Source organism: Streptomyces sp. Tu 3180 (genome assembly GCF_009852415.1).
Taxonomy (GTDB): Bacteria; Actinomycetota; Actinomycetes; order Streptomycetales; family Streptomycetaceae; genus Streptomyces.
In genome coordinates this window covers 3,278,079-3,300,988 of the sequence record NZ_WOXS01000002.1, presented here as the reverse complement: position 1 = coordinate 3,300,988, position 22,910 = coordinate 3,278,079, and the positions used below count along the sequence as shown (strand labels likewise).

Here is a 22,910-nt window from a genome sequence, read left to right as displayed (position 1 = left end):
TGGGGCCCGGGATACTGGACCCCATGACCCGCCTGATCCTCGCCACCCGCAACGCCGGAAAGATCACCGAACTGAGGGCCATCCTCGCCGAGGCCGGCCTGCCGCACGAACTCGTCGGCGCCGACGCCTACCCCGAGGTCCCCGACGTCAGGGAAACCGGCGTCACCTTCGCCGAGAACGCCCTCCTCAAGGCCCACGCCCTCGCCCGGGCCACGGGCCTGCCCGCCGTCGCCGACGACTCCGGCCTCTGCGTCGACGTCCTCAACGGCGCCCCCGGCATCTTCTCCGCCCGCTGGGCGGGCCGTCACGGCGACGACCGGGCCAACCTGGACCTCCTGCTCGCCCAGCTCTCCGACATCGCCGACGAGCACCGGGGCGCCCACTTCGCCTGCGCGGCGGCCCTCGCCCTCCCCGACGGCACGGAACGCGTGGTCGAGGGCCGGTTGCGGGGCACCCTCCGCCACGCCCCCGCCGGCGCCGGCGGCTTCGGCTACGACCCGATCCTCCAGCCGGAGGGCGAGACCCGCACCTGCGCGGAACTGACCCCGGCCGAGAAGAACGCGATCAGCCACCGGGGCGAGGCGTTCCGGGCCCTGGTGCCGGTGGTGCGGGAGTTGGTGGGCTGAGGACGCCGGAGGGGCCGTCCGGCCGGACGGCCCCTCCGTGTGCGTGCGGCCGGTGGGACTCGAACCCACACGGGTGTTAACCCACTGGGACCTAAACCCAGCATGACTGCCAAATTCCATCACGGCCGCTCAAAAACGGTCATCACGTCTGACCGGCGACGCTCAGTGTACGGGGGAACGGGTTGCCCCGCGAGGGTCGCCCTTCCCTTCCGGCGGCACCAGGTCTTCGCCGGGGCATGGCAGTTGGGGCACGGGTGCCGCGGGTTCTCCCGGCGGCCGGCGCTCCGGTCCCCGTCGGCGGCCGGACGCTCCCGCGCGGAATGCGGGGCGGCCCGCACCGGATCGCCGGTGCGGGCCGTTCGCGGGCGCGGTCGCTCAGACGCCCAGATCCTTGATGATCTTGGCCACGTGGCCCGTCGCCTTGACGTTGTAGAGGGCGCGTTCGACCTTGCCCTCCTCGTCGACGACGACCGTGGAGCGGATGACGCCGACCACCGTCTTGCCGTAGAGCTTCTTCTCGCCGTGGGCGCCGTACGCCTCCAGGACCCGCTTGTCGGGGTCGGCGAGCAGGGTGACCCTCAGGGACTCCTTCTCGCGGAACTTGGCGAGCTTCTCCGGCTTGTCGGGGGAGATGCCGATCACGTCGTAGCCGGCGCCCGCCAGCAGCTCCAGGTTGTCGGTGAAGTCGCAGGCCTGCTTGGTGCAGCCGGGGGTGAGCGCGGCCGGGTAGAAGTAGACGATGACCTTGCGGCCCCTGTGGTCGGCCAGGGACACCTCCTTGCCGTCGGCGTCGGGCAGGGTGAAGGCGGGGGCCTCGTCCCCGGGCTGGAGGCGTTCGCTCATCGGTCTGGTCTCCTCGTACGTGCGCGCTGCGTGGGTCAGGTGCCGGGATCGAGGGTAACCGGGGGTCCTGACAGTGCGGCGCGGCGTGAAGCTGACAGACTGTCCGGCACAGGTATCAGCGGATTTCGGAGGCGACACGGTGGCGGACACGGCGGACACCAGAACCCCGGCGCAGATCGAGGCGGACATCAGGCGCCGTCGTGCGGTGCTGGCCGAGACCCTGGACGAGATCGGCGTGCGGGTGCACCCGAAGACGATCGTGGGCGACGCGAAGGCCAGGGTCGCCGCCAACGTGGACCACACGCTCGGGCGGGCGTACGTCCGCGTCAACCACGCGGTGAGCGATGTGAAGGCGCAGTTCGTGGACGAGGAGGGATCCCCCCGGCTGGAGCGGGTGGTTCCGGTGGCGTTGCTGGTGGTGGGCGTGGTCGGCCTGCTGACGATGACCGCCCGGCGGCGAAAGGGCTGACCCACCCGCGTGCGAGCGCGGCGGAGGCAGGTAGGTTTCAGGACGTGAGCGCCAACAGACACGAGCACAGCTCCCAGGACGACAAGCTGCCCATCCGGATGCTGCACGACCGCGTACTCGTGCGGCAGGACAAGAGCGAGGGCGAGCGGCGTTCCGGGGGCGGGATCCTGATTCCCGCGACGGCGGCGGTGGGCCGCCGGCTGGCCTGGGCCGAGGTCGTCGCGGTGGGACAGAACGTACGGACCGTGGAGCCGGGTGACCGGGTGCTGTTCGATCCGGAGGACCGGGCGGAGGTCGAGGTGCGGGGCGTCGGGTACGTGCTGATGCGGGAGCGCGACCTGCACGCCGTGGCCGCGGACCGCTTCGAGGGCTCCGAGGACTCGACCGGCTTGTACCTGTAGGACCGTCAGATTCGTCAGTTCCGTCAGTTCCGCGCAAGAGCGGGGAAGGGGCCGGTGACCATGGTCACCGGCCCCTTCCCCGTCGCCGTGGTTAGAGTGGAAGGACCCGTGCGGAGCCCCCGTGGCTCCACGGGCCCCGACGAGACGCGCCGTACCGGGTGAAGGCAAAGACGACGCACCCCCGTTTCCGTTCGTGTCCCGGAGGTGCCCGTCATGGCCTGGGTTCTGCTCGTCGTCGCCGGTCTGCTGGAGGTCGGCTGGGCGGTCGGCATGAAGTACACCGACGGCTTCACCCGCCTCGTCCCCAGCGTTCTCACGGGTGCCGGCATCGTCGGCAGCATGCTGCTGCTGTCCTACGCCGCCCGTACGCTGCCCATCGGTACGGCCTACGGCGTGTGGGTGGGGATCGGCGCGGCCGGGGCGGCGGTGCTGGGCATGGTGGTGCTGGGGGAGCCGGTGACCGCCGCCCGGATCTTCTTCGTCTGTCTGCTGGTGGTCGCCGTGGTGGGGCTGAAGGCGACCTCCGGCCACTGAGGGGGCACGGGCCCGTCCCGGTGCCGGGACGGGCCCGTGCCCCGGCGCCGGGCCCGCCGTGTCACTCCTCGTCGCGCAGCCGGGCCGCCAGGGAGGCCAGCGGTTCGGTCTCCTCGGTGTGGCCCAGGGCGGTGAGGCGGGAGACCGCCGCGTCGAGGCGGGCCAGGGCGGGCGCGGGCCGTTCCAGGTAGATGCCCTCCACGGCGCCCGCGAGGCGGACGCACTCGGCCCACTCGCCGGCCCGGTCCTGCTCCGGTCCCGGCTCGCCGAGCAGGGCGAGGGCCTTCTCCAGGGCGGCCAGGGCGTCCTCGTACGCACCGGCGTAGGCGCCCACCCGCCCGTGCTCGTAGGCCAGGGCGGTGTCCAGGGAGCGGCCGTGGGCCTCGTACCCGGCGGCGCGGGCCTCGTCGGCGATCCGGCCGGCGTCGGCGAGGAAGGCACGGGCGTCCGCCAGGCCGTCGGGGCCCTGCCGCTGGGCCTGGAGACGGGCGAGCTCGCGCAGGCAGCCGCTGAGCTGCTCGTAGCGCGGGGCCCGGGCGTGGGCGGCGAGCGCCTGGTCCGCGGCCTCGCGGGCCCGGCCGAACTCGCCGGACTCGCCGAGCAGCACGGCGGTCTCCGCGGCGATCATGGCGTGGCTGCCCGGGTCGTCGTCCCAGCCGGCCGACTCGGCGGCGAGGGCGACGAACTCCGCCGTGGCGGCCTTGAGGTCCGCGCCCGCGTGCAGCGCGCGGGCGCGGGTCAGGCGCAGCTGGGCGACGAGCCGGTCGTCCAGCTCTCCCGCGGCGACGTCCGGTTCGGCCAGCAGGGAGTCGAGCAGCGCGATGCAGTCCTCGACGCGGCCCAGGTCGAGGCTGAGCCGGGCCGCGTTGCTGTAGGTGCAGAACGCGTCCGTCCGGCTGCCGTGGCGCAGCTCCAGCTCCGCGGAGCGGGTCAGGTGCCGCAGCGCCTCGTCGGGGCGGCCCAGGTGCATGACGGCCTCGGCCAGGTCACCGTGGAGGCGGGCGGCGTCGACCGCGTCGGCCGGCCAGTCGGCCGCCCGTCGCAGGGCCTCGGTCAGGTCCGCGTGCGCGGCCTCCGCGTCCTGGAGGCCGAGCCGGAGCCGACCGCGCAGTCCGAGCGTGCGGGGCAGGTGCCAGGCGGGGCCGTGCGCCTTCAGCCGGTCGAGGAGGGCGTCGATCTCGGTGACCGCGGCGGGCAGGTCGCCGGAGAGGGCGTACGTGCTGGCCCGCAGCAGCAGGGCGCCGGAGACCTGCCCGGCGATGTCGTGCCGGGTGGCGAACGCGTGCAGCAGGTCCGCCTCGGCGAGGACCGGTGCGACGTGCTCCTCGCTGCCCGTCGTCTGCAGGCGCAGGCCGAGCGCGGTCGCCCGCAGCCGCAGCAGGCGGGCCTCCTGGTACGGGGCGAGGCCGGGCGTCTCCTCGTGCAGGCGGACCAGGGACGCGTGGGCGGCGGTCAGCGCGGCGGCCTTCGCCCCGGCCGCGCCGGCTCCGCCGGTGTCCTGCCCGGGGATCTCGGCGGCGGCGAGCAGGGCGCAGGCGCGGGCGAACGCCGCGTGCCCCGGCTCCCCGGCGTCGTCGTACAGGCCCGCGGCCTCCTCGTGGAGGGCGACGGCGTCGGCGTACTCGTCCTTCCGGCCCGCCCGGCTCGCCTCCTCGGCGAGCAGGTCCGCGCGCAGCCGTACGAACGGGCCCACGGCCGGGTCGTCGGGGTGGACGTAGTCGCGGGCGGCGGCGAGCGTGCGCAGCCGCGCCCAGCAGGCCTGCGCGTCCGGGTGCCCCTGCTCGTCCAGGGCCCGGGCCCGGAGGATGAGCTCGGGCAGCGCGTCGGGGACGTCGGCGGCCGTACGGACGGCGGGCGCGGCGGCCGGGGCGGCCGGGGCCACGTCGTCGAGGCTGCGGGTGCGCAGGGTCAGCTCCAGCGCGTCCAGGAGCGGGGCGCGGTCGAGGCGGGCCCTGCGGCGGTCGGTGTGGGCCGTGGTGCCGTTGCGGGCGTCGAAGCGGGCGGCGAGGTCGTCGGCGCGGCCGCGCACCTCGGCGCGCAGGCCGGCCACCGTCCAGGCGCGGCCCGCGTACCCGGCGGCGGGCAGTTCGCCGTGGCCGAGGAGTTCGACGCGCTGGAGGAGGACCTCCACGCCGGTGAGGAAGTCGTACAGGTCCCGGGGCGAGTGCACCTCGTCGAACAGGTTCCGGTTCTCGGCGAGCAGTTCCAGGCCGCGGGCCTCGTTGCCGGTCAGCGCGCAGAACTCCAGGTGGCGGCCGACCTCCCCGGACATCGAGGGGTTGCGGCGGCAGAGGCGGTGGCCGGCGAGGTGCAGTTCGCGCGCCCGGTCGGCGCGGCCGGTGCGCAGCAGGGGCAGCAGCGCGTACGAGACGGAGCGGGCCGGCTCCTCCTGGCACGACTCCTTCCCGGCCAGGACGGGCTCCCAGGTGCGCAGCGCACGCTCGTCGTCGCCCGCCGCGAGGTGGTACAGGGCGCGCTCGCAGATCTCGCAGGCCTCGCAGTCGCTGAGCCGGGTGCGGGCGCGGCCCGCCCACAGCTCGTAGGCGAGGGAGGTGTCCTCGCCGGTGTGGGCGGCGAGCTGGTACGCCTGCCCGTAGTACGGCTGGAGGCCGAGGCCGGCCTTCTCGTACCGGTCGCGCATCTCGGTGAGCCACTGGCGCAGGCTGGCCAGCGGTATCTCCGGCAGCGCGCGCAGGGCGTTCGCCACCCACTTGAACCGCCAGAACAGCATGTGGCGCAGGCGCTCGTCGAAGACGTCGGGCTGCTCGTCGAAGAGGGTGAGCAGACGGGCGAAGACGACGGGCGACTTGCGGGGCTCGGAGCCGTAGGTGTACGCCTCCTGGAGTTCGAGCAGCGCGTGGATCAGCGGGACGGGCTCGGCGAACTGCTCCGCGGCGTCGACGAGTTCCTCGGCGGTGACGGTGCGGGTGCGGCCGTAGGGGCGCCGGTCGTTCTCCTGGAGCGCCTGGTACAGCTCGTCGGTGGTCTGGGGTGCGGTCGGCATCGTCAGCTGTCCTTGCGCAGAGCGTGGGCGAGAAGGTCGAGGAAGGAGCGGTTGATCAGGCTCGACTCGGCGGGCCTGAGCGGGCGCCGGGACAGCAGCGCGGCCTGCCCGTAGAGGGCCTCGGCGCTGGTGCGGGCCAGTTCGGGCTCGTCGATGGCGACGGCGGTGCGTACCAGCGGGTTGAGCTGGTTGAGGATCAGCTGGGCCCGCGGCGCCTCCTGGCGCAGGGCGCCGAGGATGTCGCCCCACAGGCCGCCCTCCTGCTCGCGGGCGAGCTGGGAGCGGGTGCGCTCGTGCCGGGCCTCGCGGCTGTCGACGAGGAGGGCGGGGGCGGAGGCGGGCTGGAAGGTGCGCAGCGCGACGTCGCAGTCGAAGACGGCGAGGGCGTCGCGGGCCAGGGCGAGGTAGGCCGCGGCGGCCAGTTCCGTCTCCCGGTCGACGGGGTCGAGGTGGGCGGTGAGGGTCGCCGGGTCGAGATCGGCGACCGCGGCCTCGGGCCTGATCTCGGGCAGCCGGTGGACCAGTTCGCGGTCGTAGGTGTAGCCGCCGTTGACGACGCCGAGCCCGGCGGCCGAGGCGATCGCCGCGACCTGCCGGAACTCCTCCACGCTCGACGTCACGAGCACGGTGCGGTGGGTGCGCGCGAACTCGTCGAGGGTGGTGTGCCCGTCGGTGGTCTCGAACGGCAGCCAGGGCAGCAGCATCCGCAGGATCTCGTCGTCGTGCACCGCGAGCGACTTCACGGCCAGGTGGTGGGTCTGCAGGAAGCGGTTCAGCAGGTCCGGGTCGCTGGCGGCGGCCCGGGCGATCCACGCGCGCAGCTTCCCGGCGAGGGCGTCGCGGACGGCGGCGAGGGTGTCGTCCTCGTACAGCGCCTCGCGGGACGCGGTCGGGCGCAGGCTCTCGGCGTCGACGACGCAGCGGACGAAGAACGCCCACTCGGGCAGGATCTCCTCGGCCTGCTCGGACAGCAGCATGCCCTTGACGTGCACGCGGTGGCCGTGGCGGCGCCCGGCCGGCACCGCCTCGGGCAGCACGCACGCGATGCCCTTCAGGCCCACGGCCGGCAGGTCCAGCTCGACGGTGTCCAGCGGGGTGAACCCGAAGACCTCCTCGCCGTACGCGGCCAGCGCGCGGGAGCGGGCCCCCGGCGTGGGGTAGGTCCGCGCCCAGGGGGCGGGCTCGGGGTTGACGGCCGTGCCCGGGCCGCCCGTGCCGTCGTCGAAGGTCACCGGGTGGCGCAGCAGGGAGCCGAAGTGGCGGGCCAGCGCGTGCACCTGCGCGGGCCGGGTCCACTCGCCCGCGTCGGCGCGCGGCGTCAGCGTGACGGTGGTGCCGGGCCGGGGGCGGGCGGAGGCGGGCAGGGTGCGGACGGTGTAGCTGCCGTCGCCGCGTCCCCGCCACTCCACGGCGGGTGCGTCGGGGGTGCGGGCGGAGCGGCTCAGGACGTGGATCTCGTCCGCGACCAGGAAGCAGGAGAGCAGGCCGATCCCGAACTGGCCGATGAAGTCGCCGCGTTGCTCGGTGATCTTCCCCCAGCCTCGAATGGGCTCGTCCGGGGGGACCCCCATGGCGCGCTTGCTGCTGCGGCCGATCGTGGCGAGGAAGGCGTGCACGTCGGTCTCGGTGAGACCGACGCCGTCGTCCTCGACGCGGACCACCGAACCGTCGGCGTACAGGCGGACGCCGAAGGCGCCGGTGGGGGCGTCCGGTTCGAGGCGGTGCCGGGCTGTCAGCGCGTCCACCGCGTTCTGCATCAGTTCGCGCAGGTAGACGCGGGGGCTGGAGTAGAGGTGGTGGGAGAGGAGGTCGACGAGGCCGCGCAGGTCCACCTGGAAGGTGCGGTCGGCGCCGGCCGGGTTCGCGGCGTTGTCGGGCAGGTTCATCGGGCAGTCCGGGGTGGGAGGGAGGGGCGACGGGGCGGGCGTGTGCTCAGGCGCGGCGCTGGCGGCGGGCGAACTGCTTCTCGGGCTCGGCGAAGAAGGTCCAGGGCCAGGTGGTGAAGGCACCGTCCAGCGCCTGGAAGACGCGCCGGGCCGTGTGGCGTTCGTCCGCCAGCGACAGGGCCATGGCGAACACGTTGAAGTCGTGCTGCCAGCCCGGGCGGCGCACGTAGGCGGGGTGGAGGATGCTGTGGTCGGCCGCGTTCCGCAACTCGGCCTGGATCCCGGGGGTCTCCAGGCAGTCCCCGCGGTCCGACTCGACCCATTCCTCGATGTGCGCCATGGCGATCACGCAGCCCAGGGGGTGCCCCTGCGGGGCGCGGGCGAACGCCTCGCGGGCGAACGCCAGGGCCTGGCCGGGCTCCCCGCCCCAACGGGGCTGCAGCTGCGCCAGCCACTCGGTGTGGATGTCCGGATCCAGCGGGTCGCGGCGCAGGCCGGCGTCGAACCGGGTCTCGTTGACGGCGGCGCCCAGCGACATGCCGCGGCCGGAGGTGAGGAGCTGACGCCACGGCGTGACCCACTCCGGCCGCAGCTCGGCGGCCTCGAGCAGCTGCTCCTCGGCGATGTGGAGGCGCTCGTGGAAGACCCGCCACTGCTCCTGCGTGACGTCCGCGGCGCGCGCGGCGGTGCGCGCCTCCCAGCCCCAGCTGATGTGGCGCGCCCCGGATATCAGCAGGGCCTCCGCCCGGTGCTCCTTGTCCTCCTCGACGGCCCGGCCGATCCAGTCCTGCACGCCGTCCAGGACGGCCAGTTCACCGAGGACCCGGTGGTCGCGGCCGAGGTCGAAGGGGGCCAGCGCCGCCCTGACCTCGGCCCAGTCACCGGCGTCGGCCGCCTCCACCAGCGCGAGCACCCGCGTGTCCCCGAGCGCGCGCAGCCGGTACATCCCGTTCTTCTTGCGCGGGACGGGAAGGGCGTGCGGATCCGCCGCCGGTCTCTCCGTGCCCCCGCCGAACAGCCTGCCGAACATGCCGCGCCCTCCCTGGTCCCGCGTGATCGTCCGGTGCAGCATAAGCGGCCCCACCGACACCGCTTCCACAGGGTTTTCACGGGCACTTCACGCTCCCGCCCCCTCGTCCCGCCCGGTCCCCGGCGGCACCTCCCGGGGTGCCCCGCGGGCGGTCACGGGACGAGGGCCGGGGCCGGGACGGGAGGGCGGGACGAAGGACCGGGGCCGGGGCGAGGGGCGCGGGGCGCGGACGGCCGGACCGGGCCTAGTCCCGTTCCCGGCCGCCCTGGATGAGGGCACCGGTCAGACCGCCGCCGCCACCGTCGTCGTTGTCGTCGTCGCCCGTCTCCCCGCCGCCGGTGTCCCCGCCGGTGGTGTCGTCGGTCGTGCCGTCCGAGGTGGTGGCGCCGTCGGTTCCCCCGTCGCCGGTGCCACCGGTCGCGGTGGTGCCGTCGGTCTGCTCCTGCGTCCCGCCGTCGGTCTGTCCCGGGGAGGTGCCGGGGGTGCGGTCCTGCGTCTCCCCGCCGTCCGGCGTCTCGCCGTCGCCGGCCGGGTCACTGGTGGCCGGGTCGGTGCCGGTGGCGTCGGCGGACGGCTGGGGCCGGTCGGCGCCGGGCTGGAGCCGCAGGTCGAAGTCCTGGACCGGCTCGCCCCGGAGGGCCTCCCGGGTGTACTGGCCCCAGATCTCGGCGGGTGCGCCGCCGCCGTTGATGCGGGGCAGGCCCATGACGCCGTAGAGCTCCTTCTGCGCGGCGGTGACGGGGTCCTGGCCCATGACGGCGACGACGGTGGCCAGTTCGGGGGTGTAGCCGGCGAACCAGGCGGCCCTGTCCTCCTCCGCGGTGCCGGTCTTGCCGGCGGCGGGGCGGCCCGCGGAGAGGGCGGCGGTGGCGGTGCCGTTCTGGACGACGCCGCGCAGGACGTGGGTGGTGGTGTCGGCGGCCTGGCGGCTGACGGCCTGGTGGGTCCTGCGCGCGGGCAGCTCCACCGTCTCCGTCCCGCCCCTGGTGATCTTCTCGATCATCGTGTACGTGCCGTGCTCGCCGTGGTTGGCGAGGGTCGCGTACGCCTGGGCCATGTCCAGCACGCTGGCGGTGGCCACGCCGAGGGCGATGGACGGGCCGGCGTCGTCCAGGCTGGGCGTGTCCGCGGCCAGGCCCAGGTCGATCGCGGTCCGCCTGACCTCGTCGGGGCCGACGTCCACGGCCATCTGCGCGTACACGGCGTTCACCGACTTGTCGGTGGCCTCGCGGACGGTGATGTCGCCGTAGTCGCGGTGGTCCTCGTTCTCGGGGGCGTAGCGGTCGCCGCTCCAGCCCTCGACGGGGCGCTCGCTGGTGCCGTCGTAGACCGTGTTCGGGGTGATGGGGCGGCCGTCCTGGGTGCGGGACCCGTTGTCGACGGCGGCGGTGAACACGAACGGCTTGAAGGAGGAGCCGACCTGGTAGTCCCGGCGGGTGGCGTTGGGGGTGTACTGCTTGACGTAGTCGATGCCGTTGTACATCGCGACGACCTTGCCGGTCTTCGTGTCGATGGAGGCGCCGCCCGCGCGGACGTAGGTGTCGGCCTTGCGGTTCTCCTGGTCGAGCCGGTCGATCAGCTTGTCGTTGACGGCGTCGACGAAGGCGTCCTGCTTGTCCTTGTGGAGGGTGGTGGTGATGCGGTAGCCGCCCGCGTCGAGCGAGGCCTCGTCGACGAGCCCGTTCTCGATCAGGTGGTCCTTCACGATGCGCACGATGTAGCCGCGCTGGCCGGACAGGCCGGTGGAGAGGGTGCTCGCCCTGGGTGCCGGGAACTCCATGCCGGCGCGCTCGGACGCGCTGAGCCAGCCCTCCTCGACCATGCCGTCCAGGACGTAGTTCCAGCGGGCCTCGACGGCCGGGCGGTTCTCCGGGTGGGCGACGACGTCGTACTGGCTGGGGGCGTTGACCAGGGCGGCGAGGTAGGCGGCGCGGCCGGCGTCCAGGTCCCTCGCGTCGATGCCGTAGTAGGCGTGGGCGGCGGCCTGGACGCCGTAGGCGTTGCGGCCGAAGTAGCTGGTGTTGAGGTAGCCCTCGAGGATCTGGTCCTTGGTCTGCTCGCGGTCCAGCTTGATGGCGATGAAGAACTCCTTCACCTTGCGGGTGACGGTCTGCTCCTGGCGCAGGTAGTAGTTCTTCACGTACTGCTGGGTGATCGTGGAGCCGGACTGCTTGCCCTTGCCGGTGGCGGTGTTCCAGGCGGCGCGGACCATGGCCTGGGGGTCGATCGCGGACTCGCTGTAGAAGTCGCGGTCCTCGGCGGCCAGGACGGCGTGCTGGGCGTCCTTCGAGATCCGGTCGAGGGAGACGTTCTCCCGGTTGACCTCGCCGTCGCGGGCGAGGACGGTGCCGTCGGCGTACAGGTAGACGTTGGCCTGCTGGAGGGCGAGGGCGTTGGCGGACGGGATCTGCACCAGCGTGTAGCCGAGGACGAAGCCTCCGACGACCAGCAGGGCGCCGACGAGGAGGGTGCCCAGCACCATGCGCCGGGTGGGGATCAGCCGGCGCCGTCCGGTGCGCCTGTCCTTGCCCCCGCCCCCCGCCGGCCGCTGCGGGGCGTCGGCCGCCTGAGGCTGTCTCGGTGCCCGGCTCGGGCCGGGCTGCTGCGGCTGCGGCTCGTCGCTCATGTCGTGCACGGACTCCTGTTTCGCCTCGTTCGTTCACCTACGCCTGATGCGCCCCTCTTATTCAAGACTGTCGCATCCGGCGACCGGTTCCCCGTCGACGGCGCGCGCCGCGCACACATGTGCCCTGTCACACGGACGGCCCTGCCGGCCCGTGTCCCGGTGCCCCCGCGGCGCCGGAAAATGCGTGGCGGGCGGTCCGCCGTCCCCCTAGGCTCCTGCGCTTCGGTGCCGGGTGCGGGAGGAGGGGTGCGGGCGTGGGTTCGGGGCGGTTGTACCTGGCTGTCGCGGTGGGGGGTTTCCGGCGGTACGCGACGTACCGGGTGGCCACCGCGGCCGGGGTGTTCACCAACACGGTCTTCGGGCTGATCCTCGTCCACACGTACCTGGCGCTGTGGGAGGAGAGACCCCGCCTCGGGGGGTACGACCAGGCGCAGGCCGTCACCTACGTGTGGCTGGGGCAGGCGCTCTACTCGGCGCTGGCCGTCCAGGGCGGCGGCACCGAGAAGGACCTGATGGGCCGCATCCGTACGGGTGAGATCGCCATCGACCTGTACCGGCCGGCCGACCTCCAGACGTGGTGGCTGGCGAGCGACGTGGGGCGGGCGCTGTTCCAGGTGCTGGGGCGGGGGGTGATCCCGTTCGCCGTCGGCGCGCTGTTCTTCCCGACGGCGCTGCCCGGGGACGTCACCACCTGGGCGGCGTTCCTGGTCGCGCTCCTGCTGGCGGTGGTCGTCAGCTTCGCGATCCGCTACCTGTTCGCGCTGAGCGTGTTCTGGCTGCTGGACGGCCACGGCGTCGCGCAGGCCCTGATGGTCACGGGGGTCTTCTGCTCGGGCATGGTGCTGCCGCTGAACGCCTTCCCCGGCGCCCTCGGCGACGTCCTCCGGGCGCTGCCGTGGGCGGCGCAGCTCCAGATGCCGGCGGACGTGCTGATGGGGGAGGCCGACCCCCTGGGGGCGTACGCCTTCCAGGCGGCGTGGGCGGTGGCGCTGCTGGCGGCGGGCCGGCTGGTGCAGTCGGCGGCGACCCGGCGGGTGGTGGTGCAGGGTGGGTGAGGCATCGGCCGGGGAGCTCCCCGGAACGGGGGAGCCCTCCAGGGCGGCGGAGGGACTGCGGGCCTACCGGCTGATCGCCGGGATGTGGATCCGGTCCACCATGACCTACCGCGCCTCCTTCGCCGTCACGGTGCTCGGCAACCTGCTGCTGACCGGGCTGGACTTCGTCACGATCCTGCTGATGTTCTCGCAGGTCGACTCCCTCGGCGGGTGGACGCTGCCCGAGATCGCCTTCCTGTACGGCCTGTCCGTGACGGCGTTCGGGACCGCCGACCTGCTGCTCGGCTCGATGGACGTCCTGGGCGCCCGGATACGCGACGGCTCCTTCGACATCCTGCTGGTACGGCCCGCGCCGGTGCTCGCCCAGGTCGGCGCGGACCGCTTCGCGCTGCGCCGCCTGGGCCGGATCACCCAGGGAGCGGTGGTGCTGGGCTGGGCGCTGACGGCGGTCGACGTCGACTGGACCGCGCCGAAGGCGCTGCTGGTGCCGGTGATGCTGGTCAGCGGCGCGGTGATCTTCGGCGCGCTGTTCGTGGGGGGCGCGGCCTTCCAGTTCCTGGCGCAGGACGCCGCCGAGGTGCAGAACGCGTTCACGTACGGCGGCACCACGCTGCTGCAGTACCCGCCGACCGTGTTCGGCAGGGACCTGGTGCGCGGGGTGACGTTCGTGCTGCCGCTCGCCTTCGTCAACTGGGTGCCGGCCTCCTACGTGCTGGGGCGGCCGTACCCGCTGGACCTGCCGCCGTGGGCGGCGTTCGCGCCGCCGCTGGTGGCGGCGGGGTGCGCCGCGCTGGCCGGGGTGGCGTGGCGGGCCGGGCTGCGGTCGTATCGGAGCACGGGGAGTTAGGGGCGGTCATGACGGACGCGTTCATCGAGCTGGACCGCGTCGAGAAGGTCTTCGACGTGCACAGGAGGACCGGTTTCCTGAGGCGGGAGCGGCGGCGGGTGCGGGCCGTCGACTCGCTCTCCTTCACGGTGGCGCGCGGCGAGATGGTCGGCTACATCGGGCCGAACGGCGCGGGCAAGTCGACCACGGTCAAGATGCTCACCGGGATCCTGACGCCGAGCGGCGGCCGGGTCCGGGTCGCCGGGATCGACCCCTCCCGGGAGCGCATGCGGCTCGCGCACCGGATCGGGGTGGTGTTCGGGCAGCGGACGACGCTGTGGTGGGACCTGCCGCTGATCGACTCGTACAGGCTGGTGCACCGCATGTACCGCATCCCCGACGCGCGGTACCGCGAGAACCTCGACCGGATGGTCGAACTCCTCGGTCTCGGTGAGCTGCTGGACGTCCCGGTGCGGCAGCTGTCGCTGGGGCAGCGGATGCGCGGCGACATCGCGGCGGCGCTGCTGCACGACCCGCAGGTGCTGTACCTGGACGAGCCGACGATCGGTCTGGACGTGGTCTCCAAGGCCAGGGTGCGGGAGTTCCTGCGGGAGTTGAACACCGAGCGGGCCACGACGGTGCTGCTGACCACGCACGACCTCCAGGACATCGAGCAGTTGTGCTCGCGGGTGATGGTCATCGACCACGGCCGGCTGATGTACGACGGCCCGCTCGCCGGGCTGCACGAGGCGGGGGAGAGCGAACGGACGCTGGTGGTGGACCTGGAGCGGGAGCTGCCGCCGATCGACGTGCCCGCGCCCGCGCGGGTGGTGCGGGTGGAGGGGCCGCGGCAGTGGCTGGCGTTCCCGGCCTCCCAGTCGGCGGCCCCGCTCGTGGCGCGGATCGCGGCGGACCATCCGCTGGTCGACCTGTCGGTGCGGGAGCCGGACATCGAGGCGGTGATCGCGAAGATGCTGCACCGACCGGGGGACGCCCCCGAGCCCCCGCCGGAGCGGGCCGGGCGGGCGGCCCCGTAGCCGTGGGCCGGGGACGGGGCGGCCCCGCGGTCGTGGGCCGGGGACGGGGCGGTCTCGTAGCCGTGTGACGGAGGCAACTCGTAGGCTGAGGTGTATGACCGAAGACGCAGCCCCGGACCTCCGCGCCTCCGACGCCGACCGTGAGCGGGTCGCCGAGATCCTGCGGGACGCCCTGGCGGAGGGGCGCCTGGACATGGAGGAGTTCGAGGAGCGGCTGGACGCGACGTACAGGGCGCGGACGTACGGGGAACTGGCGCCGATCACCCGCGACCTGCCGGCCGCCCGGGGTGCGGCCGTCCCCGCCGTCTCCCTGACCAAGGACCCCGAAGCGGCCGGGAGTTGGCCGGACCGGATCGTCGGCGGCGACGACGCGGGGACGTCGACGTGGGCGGTGGCCGTCATGTCGGGCTTCCAGCGCAAGGGGCGCTGGACGGCGCCGCGCCGCTTCAACTGCTTCGCGTTCTGGGGCGGCGGGGAGATCGATCTGCGCGAGGCGAACTTCGCGGACCGCGAGGTCGTGATCAACGCCGTGGCGATCATGGGCGGGATCGACGTCGTCGTCCCGCCCGGCGTCGAGGTCGTCGTGCGCGGCATCGGGATCATGGGCGGCTTCGACCACCGGGAGGAGGGCGTCCCGGGTGAGCCGGGCGCCCCGCGCGTGATCGTCACGGGCTTCGCCTTCTGGGGCGGCGTCGGCGTCCAGCGCAAGCTGCCCCGCGCGGACAAGCAGCGCCTGCGCGAGGAGCGCCGCCGGCAGAAGCTGGAGCGCAAGGCGGCCGGCCACCAACTGGACGGCCCCCGCCGCGACCGGCCGGGCCTGAACCTGCACGGTCTGCACGGCCTGCCCGACCGGCACGCCGAGGAGCACGGCGAGCACGGGCGCGGACGAGGACGCGACGACGACCGCTGACCGCTGACCGCCCGGGTCCCTTTCCGGCGGCCCGGCTCGACGGCCCGGCAGGGCGGCCTCCCGGTCCGGCACGACGGTCCACCGGGCCGGTGCGACCGCCCACCGGCCCCGGCACGGCGGCTCCGCCGGGGCTCACAGCTTCGCCGGCGCGCCGCCCTTCAGGTCGTCCAGGTCGAAGACCTCGGCCATCCTCGTGTACCCCTTGTCGCTCGGGTGGAGGTGGTCGCCGGAGTCGTAGTCGGAGCGCAGGCGGCGCGGGTCGTAGGGGTCGCGCAGCGCCTTGTCGAAGTCGACGACCGCGTCGAAGACGCGCCCCGCGCGGATCTCCGCGTTGATCCGCTGCCGCACCGCCTCGCGCGCGTCGGTGTAACCGCGGTGACCGCCGAAGGGCATCAGCGTCGCGCCGACGGCCCTCAGCCCGCGCGCGTGGGCCTGCTCGACGAGGGCGTTCATCCCCGCGACGATCCTGTCCGGGTCGGCGGTGCCCGGCTGGCGCAGGATGTCGTTGATGCCGAGGACGACGACCACGGTCCTGACGTTCGGGCGGCCCAGGACGTCACGGCCGAAGCGGTTCAGTGCGCCGGGGTTCTCCGGCGGGCGGCCGAGGCCGTCGGCGAGGATCTGGTTGCCGCTGATGCCCTCGTTGACGACGCTGTGGCGCGGCACGTCCCGGCCGGCCTCGAGCGCGGCGCGCAGCCGGTCGGACAGGACGTCCGGCCAGCGGTTGTTGGCGCCGGTGGTGGAGGTGATGCCGTCGGTGAGCGAGTCGCCGAGGACGACGACCGTGCCGTTCGACTCCTTGCTCAGCACGTCCAGTGCCGTCACGTACCGCCAGACGGTGCTCTCCTCGGTGTACGGCGTCCCGGTCGTGTCCCGGGTGTGCTCGCCGTCGGCGACGTAGGAGATCTGGCGCGCGTGCGGGTGGTAGGTGACCGGCCCGGACTCGGTGGGGGAGTACGTGGTGACCAGGACGTCCCCGTCCTGCGGCACGGCGACGCGCACGGCGTCGCTCGTCACCTGCCCGCCGGCCGGGATGACGACCGTCGGTTCGCCGCCGAAGGTGAGGGGCCGCATCGTCCCGGGGAGCGCCGCGGCCGTGCCGGAGCCCGCGGAGACGGCGATCGAGGCGTGGGAGACGGTCAGCGGCGACTGACCGTAGAGATTGGACAGCGTGACGCGGGCACTCGTACCGCCGGTGCCGGTGTGGACGACGTTGCGCACCGAGCGGCCGGCCAGCCCGGTCATCTCGGTGCCGGGCTCGCCGCCGACCGGGGACGTGGCCCAGGAGCCGACCCAGGTGCCGGTGGAGGCGGGCGCGGCCGGGTTGTTGTGCTGGGCGCGGCCGCCGGCGAGGGTGTCGCGCTTCCGCGTGCCGCCGTCGGAGGCGGCACCGACGTAGATGGCGGCGGAAAGGGCCACGATCGCGGCGACGACCGCGGCGAGCAGGGCGCGGTGCTGGGCGGGAGGCGCTCCCGCGCCCCCGTCACGACCACGGGTCATGCTGTTCTGTTCTCCTCGGGAGATGGGAGCCCGAGGCTCCGATCCGATCGATCCCATGATGCGTCATGGGCGGGGGAGGGCCGGCGGTACCCCTGCGCGATCCCCCTCCGGACAGACGCCGGGAACTCCTGTTCCGTTCCGGGAGTCGGTCAGGAAGGGACAATGTGTGAGAGATCACCGGACGGGTGGAGCGGATGGAGCGGCGGATGAAACGGACGAAAGCGGTGGAAGCCGCAGAAGCCGCAGAAGTCGCGGAAGCGGCGGAGACCGAGGAGCGGGGCGCCGACGGGCGGCACGCCCGCCCCGGCGTCTTCGTGAACCGCGCGATGACGACGTTCAGTCCGGCGGACGAGGAGAAACAGCGCGGAGTGCGCCGGATGAAGCTCACCGCCACGGGGCTGCTGCTCTTCGTCGCCCTGGTCTACGTCCTCGCCAAGTGGGGCTCCCACCAGGGCGCCGGCGCCTGGGCGGGCTACGTGGCCGCCGCGGCCGAGGCCGGCATGGTCGGCGCGCTCGCCGACTGGTTCGCGGTCACCGCCCTCTTCCGCCACCCCCTCGGCCTGCCCATCCCGCACACCGCGATCATCCCCACCAAGAAGGACCAGCTGGGCGTCTCCCTGGGCGACTTCGTCGGCGAGAACTTCCTCTCCGAGGACGTCGTGCGCGGGCGGCTGCGCGCCGTCGGCATCGGCAGCCGGCTCGGCGCCTGGCTCTCCGTCCCCGAGCACGCCGACCGGGTCACCGCCGAACTGTCGGCGGCCCTGCGCGGCGCGCTGACCGTGCTGCGCGACTCCGACGTCCAGGCGGTGGTCGGCGAGGCCATCACGCGCCGCGCCGACGCCCAGGAGATCGCGCCCGGCATGGGCAAGATGCTGGAGAAGATCGTCGCCGACGGCGGCCACAAACGGGCCGTGGACCTGATCGTCACCCGCGCGCACGACTGGCTGGTGCTGCACGGCGACTCCGTGATGGACGCCGTGCAGGGCGGCGCGCCCGGCTGGACCCCCCGGTTCGTGGACCGCAAGGTCGGCGAGCGCGTCTACAAGGAACTGCTCCGCTTCACCACCGAGATGCGCGACATGCCCGCCCACCCCGCGCGCGGCGCCCTCGACCGCTTCCTCACCGACTTCGCCTCCGACCTCCAGTCCGACACCGACACCCGCGCCCGGATCGAACGCCTCAAGGGCGAGATCCTCGACCGCGACGAGGTGCAGGACCTGATCGCCTCCGTCTGGACCGCCGTACGGTCCATGATCGTCTCCGCGGCGGAGGACGAGCGCAGCGAACTGCGGCTGCGCGTGCGGGCCTCGCTGCTGTCGCTGGGCGCCCGGATGGCGGCCGACCCCAAGGTGCAGGGGAAGGTCGACGGCTGGCTGGAGAGCGCGGCGGTGTACGTCGTCACCACCTACCGCAAGGAGATCACCTCCCTGATCACGGACACGGTGGCGAGCTGGGACGCCGAGCACACCACCCGGAAGATCGAGGCCAACATCGGCCGCGACCTGCAGTTCATCCGCATCAACGGCACGGTCGTCGGCTCCCTGGCCGGGCTGCTGATCTACACGGTCTCGCGGGCGCTGGGGGCGTAGGGCCTGCCGTCCGGATCACGCCGCGGACGCGGGGCCCGGCACGCGCGTCCGCGGCGTCGTCGGCCCTCGCCGGCGCTCCGCGCCGGCTCCCTCCTCCGCCGTGCGGCCGCACGCACCGGGCCCCGCCCACGGCGACGGCACGTCACCGCCGACGCCCCGCGACCCGATCCGGCCGACGGCCCCGGCGTGCGCCCGGCCGTCCCCGCCGGGCGCACGCCGGTGAGGCGGGGCGGGGGCGGGGCGGGCGTGAAAGTGCCCGACCCAGGGCACCCGACGGGCGTTCACTTCGACGAGGAGGGGGCCCATGACCACCGCGCAGGCCGGGACCGGCCGCACCATCACCACCACCATTCCGGCCCGGCTCGACCGCCTGCCGTGGTCGCGCTGGCACTGGTCGATCGTCATCGGTCTCGGCACCGTGTGGATCCTCGACGGCCTGGAGGTCACGGTCGTCGGCAACATCGCCGGCCGGCTGTCGGAGCCCGGCAGCGGACTGCCCATCACCTCCGGAGAGGTCACCGGCATCGCCGCCGCCCTCTACGTGGCCGGCGCCTGCGCGGGAGCCCTCTTCTGGGGCCGCCTGACCGACATCTGGGGGCGCAAAAAACTCTTCATGATCACCCTCGCGGTCTACCTCGGCGCCACCGCCCTGACCGCGATCGCCTTCGACACCTGGTGGTTCTTCCTCTTCCGCTTCCTCACCGGCTTCGGCATCGGCGGTGAGTACGCGGCCATCAACTCCGCGATCGACGAGCTGATCCCCGCGAAGTACCGGGGCCGCGTCGACCTGATGATCAACGGCAGCTTCTGGCTGGGCGCGGTCGGCGGCTCGCTGCTGTCGATCCTCGCGCTGAACACCGCGATCTTCCCGGCGAACGTCGGCTGGCGGCTGACCTTCGCCCTCGGCGCCGTCCTCGCCCTGGTGATCCTCCTCGTCCGCCGCCACGTCCCCGAGAGCCCGCGCTGGCTGCTGATCCACGGCCGCGACGAGGAGGCGGAACGCATCGTCGGCGACATCGAGCGGCGGATCGAGGCCGAGAAGGGCGAGCCGCTGCCCCGCGCGGAGGGCGAGCTCACCATCCACCAGCGCAAGAACGTCACCTTCACGGAGATCGCCCGCACCCTCTTCGCCCGCTACCGCAGGCGCTCGGTCCTCGGCTTCTCCCTCTTCATCGGCCAGGCGTTCCTCTACAACGCCATCACCTTCGGCTTCGGCGCGATCCTGACGACGTTCTTCGACGTCCCCTCCGGGAACACCGGCTACTACTTCGCCGTCATCGCGCTCGGCAACTTCATGGGCCCGCTGCTGCTCGGCAAGCTGTTCGACACGGTCGGCCGCCGGGTGATGATCTCCGGGACGTACCTGCTCTCCGGCCTGCTGCTGTTCGGCACGGCCTGGCTGTTCGACCGGGGCTCGCTCAGCGCGACCACCCTGACGGCCTGCTGGTGCGCGGTGCTGTTCTTCGCCTCGGCGGGCGCCTCCAGCGCCTACCTCACGGTCTCCGAGATCTTCCCCATGGAGACCCGCGCGATGTCCATCGCCTTCTTCTACGCCCTCGGCACCGCCGCCGGCGGCATCAGCGGCCCCCTGCTGTTCGCCGACCTCACGGGCACCGGCGAGGTCGGCGACACGGTCCTCGCCTTCCAGATCGGCGCCGGCCTGATGTGCGCGGCGGGCCTGGTGGCCGCGTTCCTCGCGGTGAAGGCGGAACGCCGCTCCCTGGAGGACATCGCCGCGCCGCTCACCGCCGCCGCGTCGAAGGCGAGGGACAAGGCGCGCACGGGTGCGGAGACCGGGTCGGGGCCGGGCGCGTCACCGGCGAAGGCCTAGACGAAGGGACCCGTACGACGATGACCGTCCGCAGGATCGTGCCCGACATCCCGGTGGCCTCCCCGGAGGCGATGGACGCCAGCCGCGACTTCTACGGCCTCCTCGGCTTCGAGGAAGTCATGGACATGGGCTGGGTGACGACCATGGCCTCCCCCGCCAACCCCACCGCCCAGATCAGCTTCTTCACCGAGGAGCGCACGGCACCGGTGGTCCCCGACCTCAGCGTGGAGGTGGAGGACGTCGACGCGGTGTACGAGCGGGTGCGGGCGTCGGGCGCGGAGGTCGTGCGGGAGCTGCGGGACGAGGAGTGGGGCGTGCGCCGCTTCTTCGTCCGCGAACCGAACGGCCGGGTGGTGAACGTGCTGAGCCACCGGGCCTGACGAGGGCCGGGACGCGGGCCCGCGTCCCGGCGCCGGGCCCTCCGGGCGGGGCACGAGCCGGTGGGGCCGGTGTCCCGGAGGGTTCAGCCGCGCCGGTCGGCGACCGCCCACGAGGCGAGCGCCACGGCTCCCGCCACCCCGAACACGGCGGGCCACGCGCCCACCTTCCGGGCCAGCGGGTGCGACCCGGCGAACGCGGCGACGTACGCGGCCGACAGCGCCCCCGCGGCCTTCCCGCCGGCCCGCTCCCGCCACTGCTGCGCGGCGGCGGCCCCGGCGACGGCGAGGACGACCCCGCCCAGCTGCCGCTTCCGCGTCCAGCGGGCCACGCCGTACCCGCCGACGAGCCCACTCGCGGCCACCACGGAACTCGGAACCTTCGCCATGTCTGCCTGCCTCCTGCCACTGCGCCCACGGGGGCGGGGTCTCGTGGACTCCGAGGCTAACGCCCCGGGCGGCGGCCCCGGCGACCAGGCCCGGGGCGGGCCGGAGCGAGCCGGGGACACGCCGAAGTGAGTCGGGGCTTGTCAACTTTCCTCCCCCGAGCTATATAAGAAATCGACCGTAGGGCATCGCACGGAACGCGCCAGAAGAGAGGAGATGGACCGTGATGCTCATGCGTACCGACCCCTTCCGCGAGTTCGACCGCCTCGCGCAGCAGGTCTTCGGCACGGCCGCCCGCCCGTCGGCGATGCCGATGGACGCCTACCGGGCGGGGGACGACTTCATCGTCCACTTCGACCTCCCCGGCATCGACCCCGAGACGATCGAGCTGGACGTCGAGCGCAACGTCCTCAACGTGCGCGCCGAGCGCCGGTCCCCGGCCCCCGAGGGCGCGGAGACGGTGGTCGCCGAACGCCCCACCGGCACCTTCACCCGCCAGCTGTTCCTCGGCGAGACCCTGGACACGGAACGCATCGACGCGTCGTACGAGGCCGGCGTCCTGACCCTGCGCATCCCGGTGGCCGAGCAGGCCAAGCCGCGCCGCATCCAGATCACCGGCGGCGACAGCCGCAAGCAGATCAGCGGCTGACGAACTGTCGCACCACACCCACCACGCGTCCCGCGGACACCGGCCGCCCGCGGGGCGCACCCCCATGCCCGTCCGACGCGGAGGGCGACGGAGGCCCCGGAGTACCGGAACACCGGAGAACCGGAGAAGGAGAGGAGCCCCAGATGACCACGCTGACGCCGCAGAAGCCCGCACCCTCGAACCGGGGAGGGAGCATCCCGGCCGAGGCGCCCCCGTCCCCGCTCCCGTCCCCGGCCCCGTCCCCGGACCGCGGCTGGCACGAACTGATCGACGCCGTGAAGGATTCGGGCCAGTACCCGACCCGGTCGGAGGCGGAGAGCGTCACCCGCATCGTCCTCTCCGCCCTCGGCGGCCACGTCGTCGGCGACGAACGCGTCGACCTGGCCCGCGCCCTGCCCGAGGAGGCCGCGAGAGTGGTCGCGTCCCAGATCCCGGCGACCCGCGAGCTGACGGCCGCGGAGTTCGTCGGCTCGGTGGCGGCCCGCATCGAGGGCTCGACCCCGGCCACGGCCCGCTGGGACGTCAGCTCGGTCCTGAGCGTCCTGCCCGGTCTGGTCGGCGACGCCCTGGTGACCCGCATCCTGGCCCAGTTGCCCCCGGGCTACGCCCTGCTCTTCGGCCGGGCGGAGCTGACGCCGGCGGAGTGACCGTCCCGGACTCCCCCCTCACCCGCCGGAACCACCCCGCCGGGCCCCACTCCCGCTCCTGAGCCCGCCCCGCCCGCCGCGGCCCGCGCTCCCCGCCCGGAGGCGTCCCCGCCCCGCCCGGAGGCGTCCTGTGCCGAGACCGCGGAGACCGCGGCGGGCGGGGCGGAGCCCGGCGCGGCGGGCCCGGCCCGCCCGGGCACGCCCCGCCGTCGCCCGGCAAACGGTTCGACACCCTCCCGTGCGCGGGGCATCCTGCGGGTGCACCGCCTTCCCCACTGGCCGGCCCCTCCCGGAGGACCGTTGAACCCCACCATCCGCCACATCACCTTCGACTGCACCGGCGACCCGTACGACCTCGCCTCCTTCTGGAGCGCGCTGCTGGGCAACCCGCTCTCCGACGACGACAAGCCGGGCGACCCGGAGGCCCTGATTGAGGACCCGGACGGCGGTCCGGGCCTGCTCTTCGTCCGCGTGGAGGAGGGCAAGACCGCCAAGAACCGCCTCCACTTCGACCTGAGGCCGACGGGCCGCACCCGCGAGGAGGAAGTGGCCCGCGCCATCGGCCTCGGCGCCCGCCTGCTCGCCGACCGCACCCGCCCCGACGGAACCGGCTGGGTCGTCCTGGCCGATCCGGAGGGCAACGAGTTCTGCGTGGAGCGGGGCGAGAAGGGCTAGCGCCGCTC

General features: G+C 73.9%; 21 protein-coding genes, 1 tRNA gene and 1 riboswitch. Of the genes, 14 read left to right on the top strand and 8 right to left on the bottom strand.

Annotation, left to right across the window (positions count from 1 at the left end; translation table 11 throughout):
* Positions 1 to 23 precede the first annotated feature (23 nt).
* On the top strand, positions 24 to 626 hold the full coding sequence (gene rdgB, locus GL259_RS15725; protein WP_159533253.1) for an RdgB/HAM1 family non-canonical purine NTP pyrophosphatase: 603 nt from the start codon (positions 24 to 26) through the stop codon (positions 624 to 626).
* 44 nt (positions 627 to 670) lie between these two features.
* Here the strand turns inward: rdgB and GL259_RS15720 are convergent.
* Together GL259_RS15720 and bcp are read right to left on the bottom strand one after the other, a co-directional pair.
* Positions 671 to 755, bottom strand: a tRNA-Leu gene (locus GL259_RS15720).
* A gap of 246 nt (positions 756 to 1,001) precedes the next feature.
* Positions 1,002 to 1,469 (bottom strand): thioredoxin-dependent thiol peroxidase, encoded by a 468-nt coding sequence (gene bcp, locus GL259_RS15715; RefSeq protein ID WP_159533251.1) that lies wholly within the window; start codon positions 1,467 to 1,469, stop codon positions 1,002 to 1,004.
* Between the two features lie 139 nt (positions 1,470 to 1,608).
* On the opposite strand from bcp, the gene GL259_RS15710 reads away from it, so the two are divergent.
* The 3 genes from GL259_RS15710 (at position 1,609) to GL259_RS15700 (ending at position 2,873) form a co-directional block, all read left to right on the top strand.
* Positions 1,609 to 1,938, top strand: a complete 330-nt coding sequence (locus GL259_RS15710; protein ID WP_159533249.1) for a DUF3618 domain-containing protein — start codon at positions 1,609 to 1,611, stop codon at positions 1,936 to 1,938.
* A 44-nt stretch (positions 1,939 to 1,982) separates the two neighbouring features.
* Entirely contained in the window at positions 1,983 to 2,339 is a 357-nt protein-coding gene (locus GL259_RS15705) for a co-chaperone GroES (RefSeq protein ID WP_159533247.1), read from the top strand.
* 113 nt (positions 2,340 to 2,452) lie between these two features.
* A riboswitch (guanidine-III (ykkC-III) riboswitch) is annotated at positions 2,453 to 2,519 on the top strand.
* Positions 2,520 to 2,552: 33 nt separating this feature from the next.
* Positions 2,553 to 2,873 carry an SMR family transporter gene (locus GL259_RS15700; RefSeq protein WP_159533245.1) on the top strand — a complete coding sequence of 107 codons (321 nt, stop codon included), beginning with the start codon at positions 2,553 to 2,555 and terminating at the stop codon, positions 2,871 to 2,873.
* Between the two features lie 61 nt (positions 2,874 to 2,934).
* Here GL259_RS15700 and GL259_RS15695 read toward each other — a convergent pair whose 3' ends face one another.
* The 4 genes from GL259_RS15695 to GL259_RS15680 form a co-directional block, all read right to left on the bottom strand.
* Positions 2,935 to 5,877 carry a hypothetical protein gene (locus GL259_RS15695; RefSeq protein ID WP_159533243.1) on the bottom strand — a complete coding sequence of 981 codons (2,943 nt, stop codon included), beginning with the start codon at positions 5,875 to 5,877 and terminating at the stop codon, positions 2,935 to 2,937.
* Positions 5,878 to 5,879: 2 nt separating this feature from the next.
* Positions 5,880 to 7,763 (bottom strand): HSP90 family protein, encoded by a 1,884-nt coding sequence (locus tag GL259_RS15690; protein WP_159533241.1) that lies wholly within the window; start codon positions 7,761 to 7,763, stop codon positions 5,880 to 5,882.
* A gap of 46 nt (positions 7,764 to 7,809) precedes the next feature.
* Positions 7,810 to 8,793, bottom strand: coding sequence for a hypothetical protein (locus tag GL259_RS15685; protein ID WP_159533238.1), 984 nt, complete (start codon positions 8,791 to 8,793; stop codon positions 7,810 to 7,812).
* Between the two features lie 244 nt (positions 8,794 to 9,037).
* Positions 9,038 to 11,419, bottom strand: a complete 2,382-nt coding sequence (locus GL259_RS15680) for a transglycosylase domain-containing protein (protein ID WP_159533236.1) — start codon at positions 11,417 to 11,419, stop codon at positions 9,038 to 9,040.
* A 254-nt stretch (positions 11,420 to 11,673) separates the two neighbouring features.
* On the opposite strand from GL259_RS15680, the gene GL259_RS15675 reads away from it, so the two are divergent.
* The 4 genes from GL259_RS15675 (at position 11,674) to GL259_RS15660 (ending at position 15,247) form a co-directional block, all read left to right on the top strand.
* Positions 11,674 to 12,474 carry an ABC-2 family transporter protein gene (locus GL259_RS15675; protein ID WP_159533234.1) on the top strand — a complete coding sequence of 267 codons (801 nt, stop codon included), beginning with the start codon at positions 11,674 to 11,676 and terminating at the stop codon, positions 12,472 to 12,474.
* 82 nt (positions 12,475 to 12,556) lie between these two features.
* On the top strand, positions 12,557 to 13,321 hold the full coding sequence (locus GL259_RS15670) for an ABC transporter permease (RefSeq protein ID WP_159538675.1): 765 nt from the start codon (positions 12,557 to 12,559) through the stop codon (positions 13,319 to 13,321).
* 8 nt (positions 13,322 to 13,329) lie between these two features.
* The gene (locus tag GL259_RS15665) at positions 13,330 to 14,337 is read left to right on the top strand and encodes an ATP-binding cassette domain-containing protein (RefSeq protein ID WP_159533232.1); all 1,008 of its coding nucleotides are present in this window, start codon (positions 13,330 to 13,332) and stop codon (positions 14,335 to 14,337) included.
* Positions 14,338 to 14,431: 94 nt separating this feature from the next.
* Positions 14,432 to 15,247, top strand: coding sequence for a DUF1707 domain-containing protein (locus GL259_RS15660; protein WP_159533230.1), 816 nt, complete (start codon positions 14,432 to 14,434; stop codon positions 15,245 to 15,247).
* A gap of 132 nt (positions 15,248 to 15,379) precedes the next feature.
* Here the strand turns inward: GL259_RS15660 and GL259_RS15655 are convergent, their stop codons facing one another.
* Positions 15,380 to 16,747, bottom strand: coding sequence for an SGNH/GDSL hydrolase family protein (locus tag GL259_RS15655; RefSeq protein WP_159533228.1), 1,368 nt, complete (start codon positions 16,745 to 16,747; stop codon positions 15,380 to 15,382).
* 206 nt (positions 16,748 to 16,953) lie between these two features.
* On the opposite strand from GL259_RS15655, the gene GL259_RS15650 reads away from it, so the two are divergent.
* The 3 genes from GL259_RS15650 (at position 16,954) to GL259_RS15640 (ending at position 20,547) form a co-directional block, all read left to right on the top strand.
* Positions 16,954 to 18,336 (top strand): DUF445 domain-containing protein, encoded by a 1,383-nt coding sequence (locus GL259_RS15650; protein ID WP_243762311.1) that lies wholly within the window; start codon positions 16,954 to 16,956, stop codon positions 18,334 to 18,336.
* 304 nt (positions 18,337 to 18,640) lie between these two features.
* Positions 18,641 to 20,167 carry an MFS transporter gene (locus GL259_RS15645; RefSeq protein WP_159533223.1) on the top strand — a complete coding sequence of 509 codons (1,527 nt, stop codon included), beginning with the start codon at positions 18,641 to 18,643 and terminating at the stop codon, positions 20,165 to 20,167.
* A 20-nt stretch (positions 20,168 to 20,187) separates the two neighbouring features.
* Positions 20,188 to 20,547, top strand: coding sequence for a VOC family protein (locus tag GL259_RS15640; protein WP_159533221.1), 360 nt, complete (start codon positions 20,188 to 20,190; stop codon positions 20,545 to 20,547).
* 83 nt (positions 20,548 to 20,630) lie between these two features.
* Here GL259_RS15640 and GL259_RS15635 read toward each other — a convergent pair whose 3' ends face one another.
* The gene (locus GL259_RS15635; RefSeq protein WP_159533219.1) at positions 20,631 to 20,933 is read right to left on the bottom strand and encodes a hypothetical protein; all 303 of its coding nucleotides are present in this window, start codon (positions 20,931 to 20,933) and stop codon (positions 20,631 to 20,633) included.
* A 224-nt stretch (positions 20,934 to 21,157) separates the two neighbouring features.
* Here GL259_RS15635 and GL259_RS15630 point away from each other — a divergent pair, with 224 nt between their 5' ends.
* From GL259_RS15630 to GL259_RS15620, 3 genes are all read left to right on the top strand, one after another.
* Positions 21,158 to 21,580: an Hsp20/alpha crystallin family protein gene (locus GL259_RS15630; protein ID WP_208026477.1), complete on the top strand. Its 423-nt coding sequence runs from the start codon at positions 21,158 to 21,160 to the stop codon at positions 21,578 to 21,580.
* Positions 21,581 to 21,723: 143 nt separating this feature from the next.
* On the top strand, positions 21,724 to 22,227 hold the full coding sequence (locus GL259_RS15625; protein WP_159533215.1) for a DUF2267 domain-containing protein: 504 nt from the start codon (positions 21,724 to 21,726) through the stop codon (positions 22,225 to 22,227).
* Between the two features lie 300 nt (positions 22,228 to 22,527).
* Entirely contained in the window at positions 22,528 to 22,902 is a 375-nt protein-coding gene (locus GL259_RS15620; RefSeq protein WP_159533213.1) for a VOC family protein, read from the top strand.
* The last annotated feature ends 8 nt before the right edge of the window (positions 22,903 to 22,910 follow it).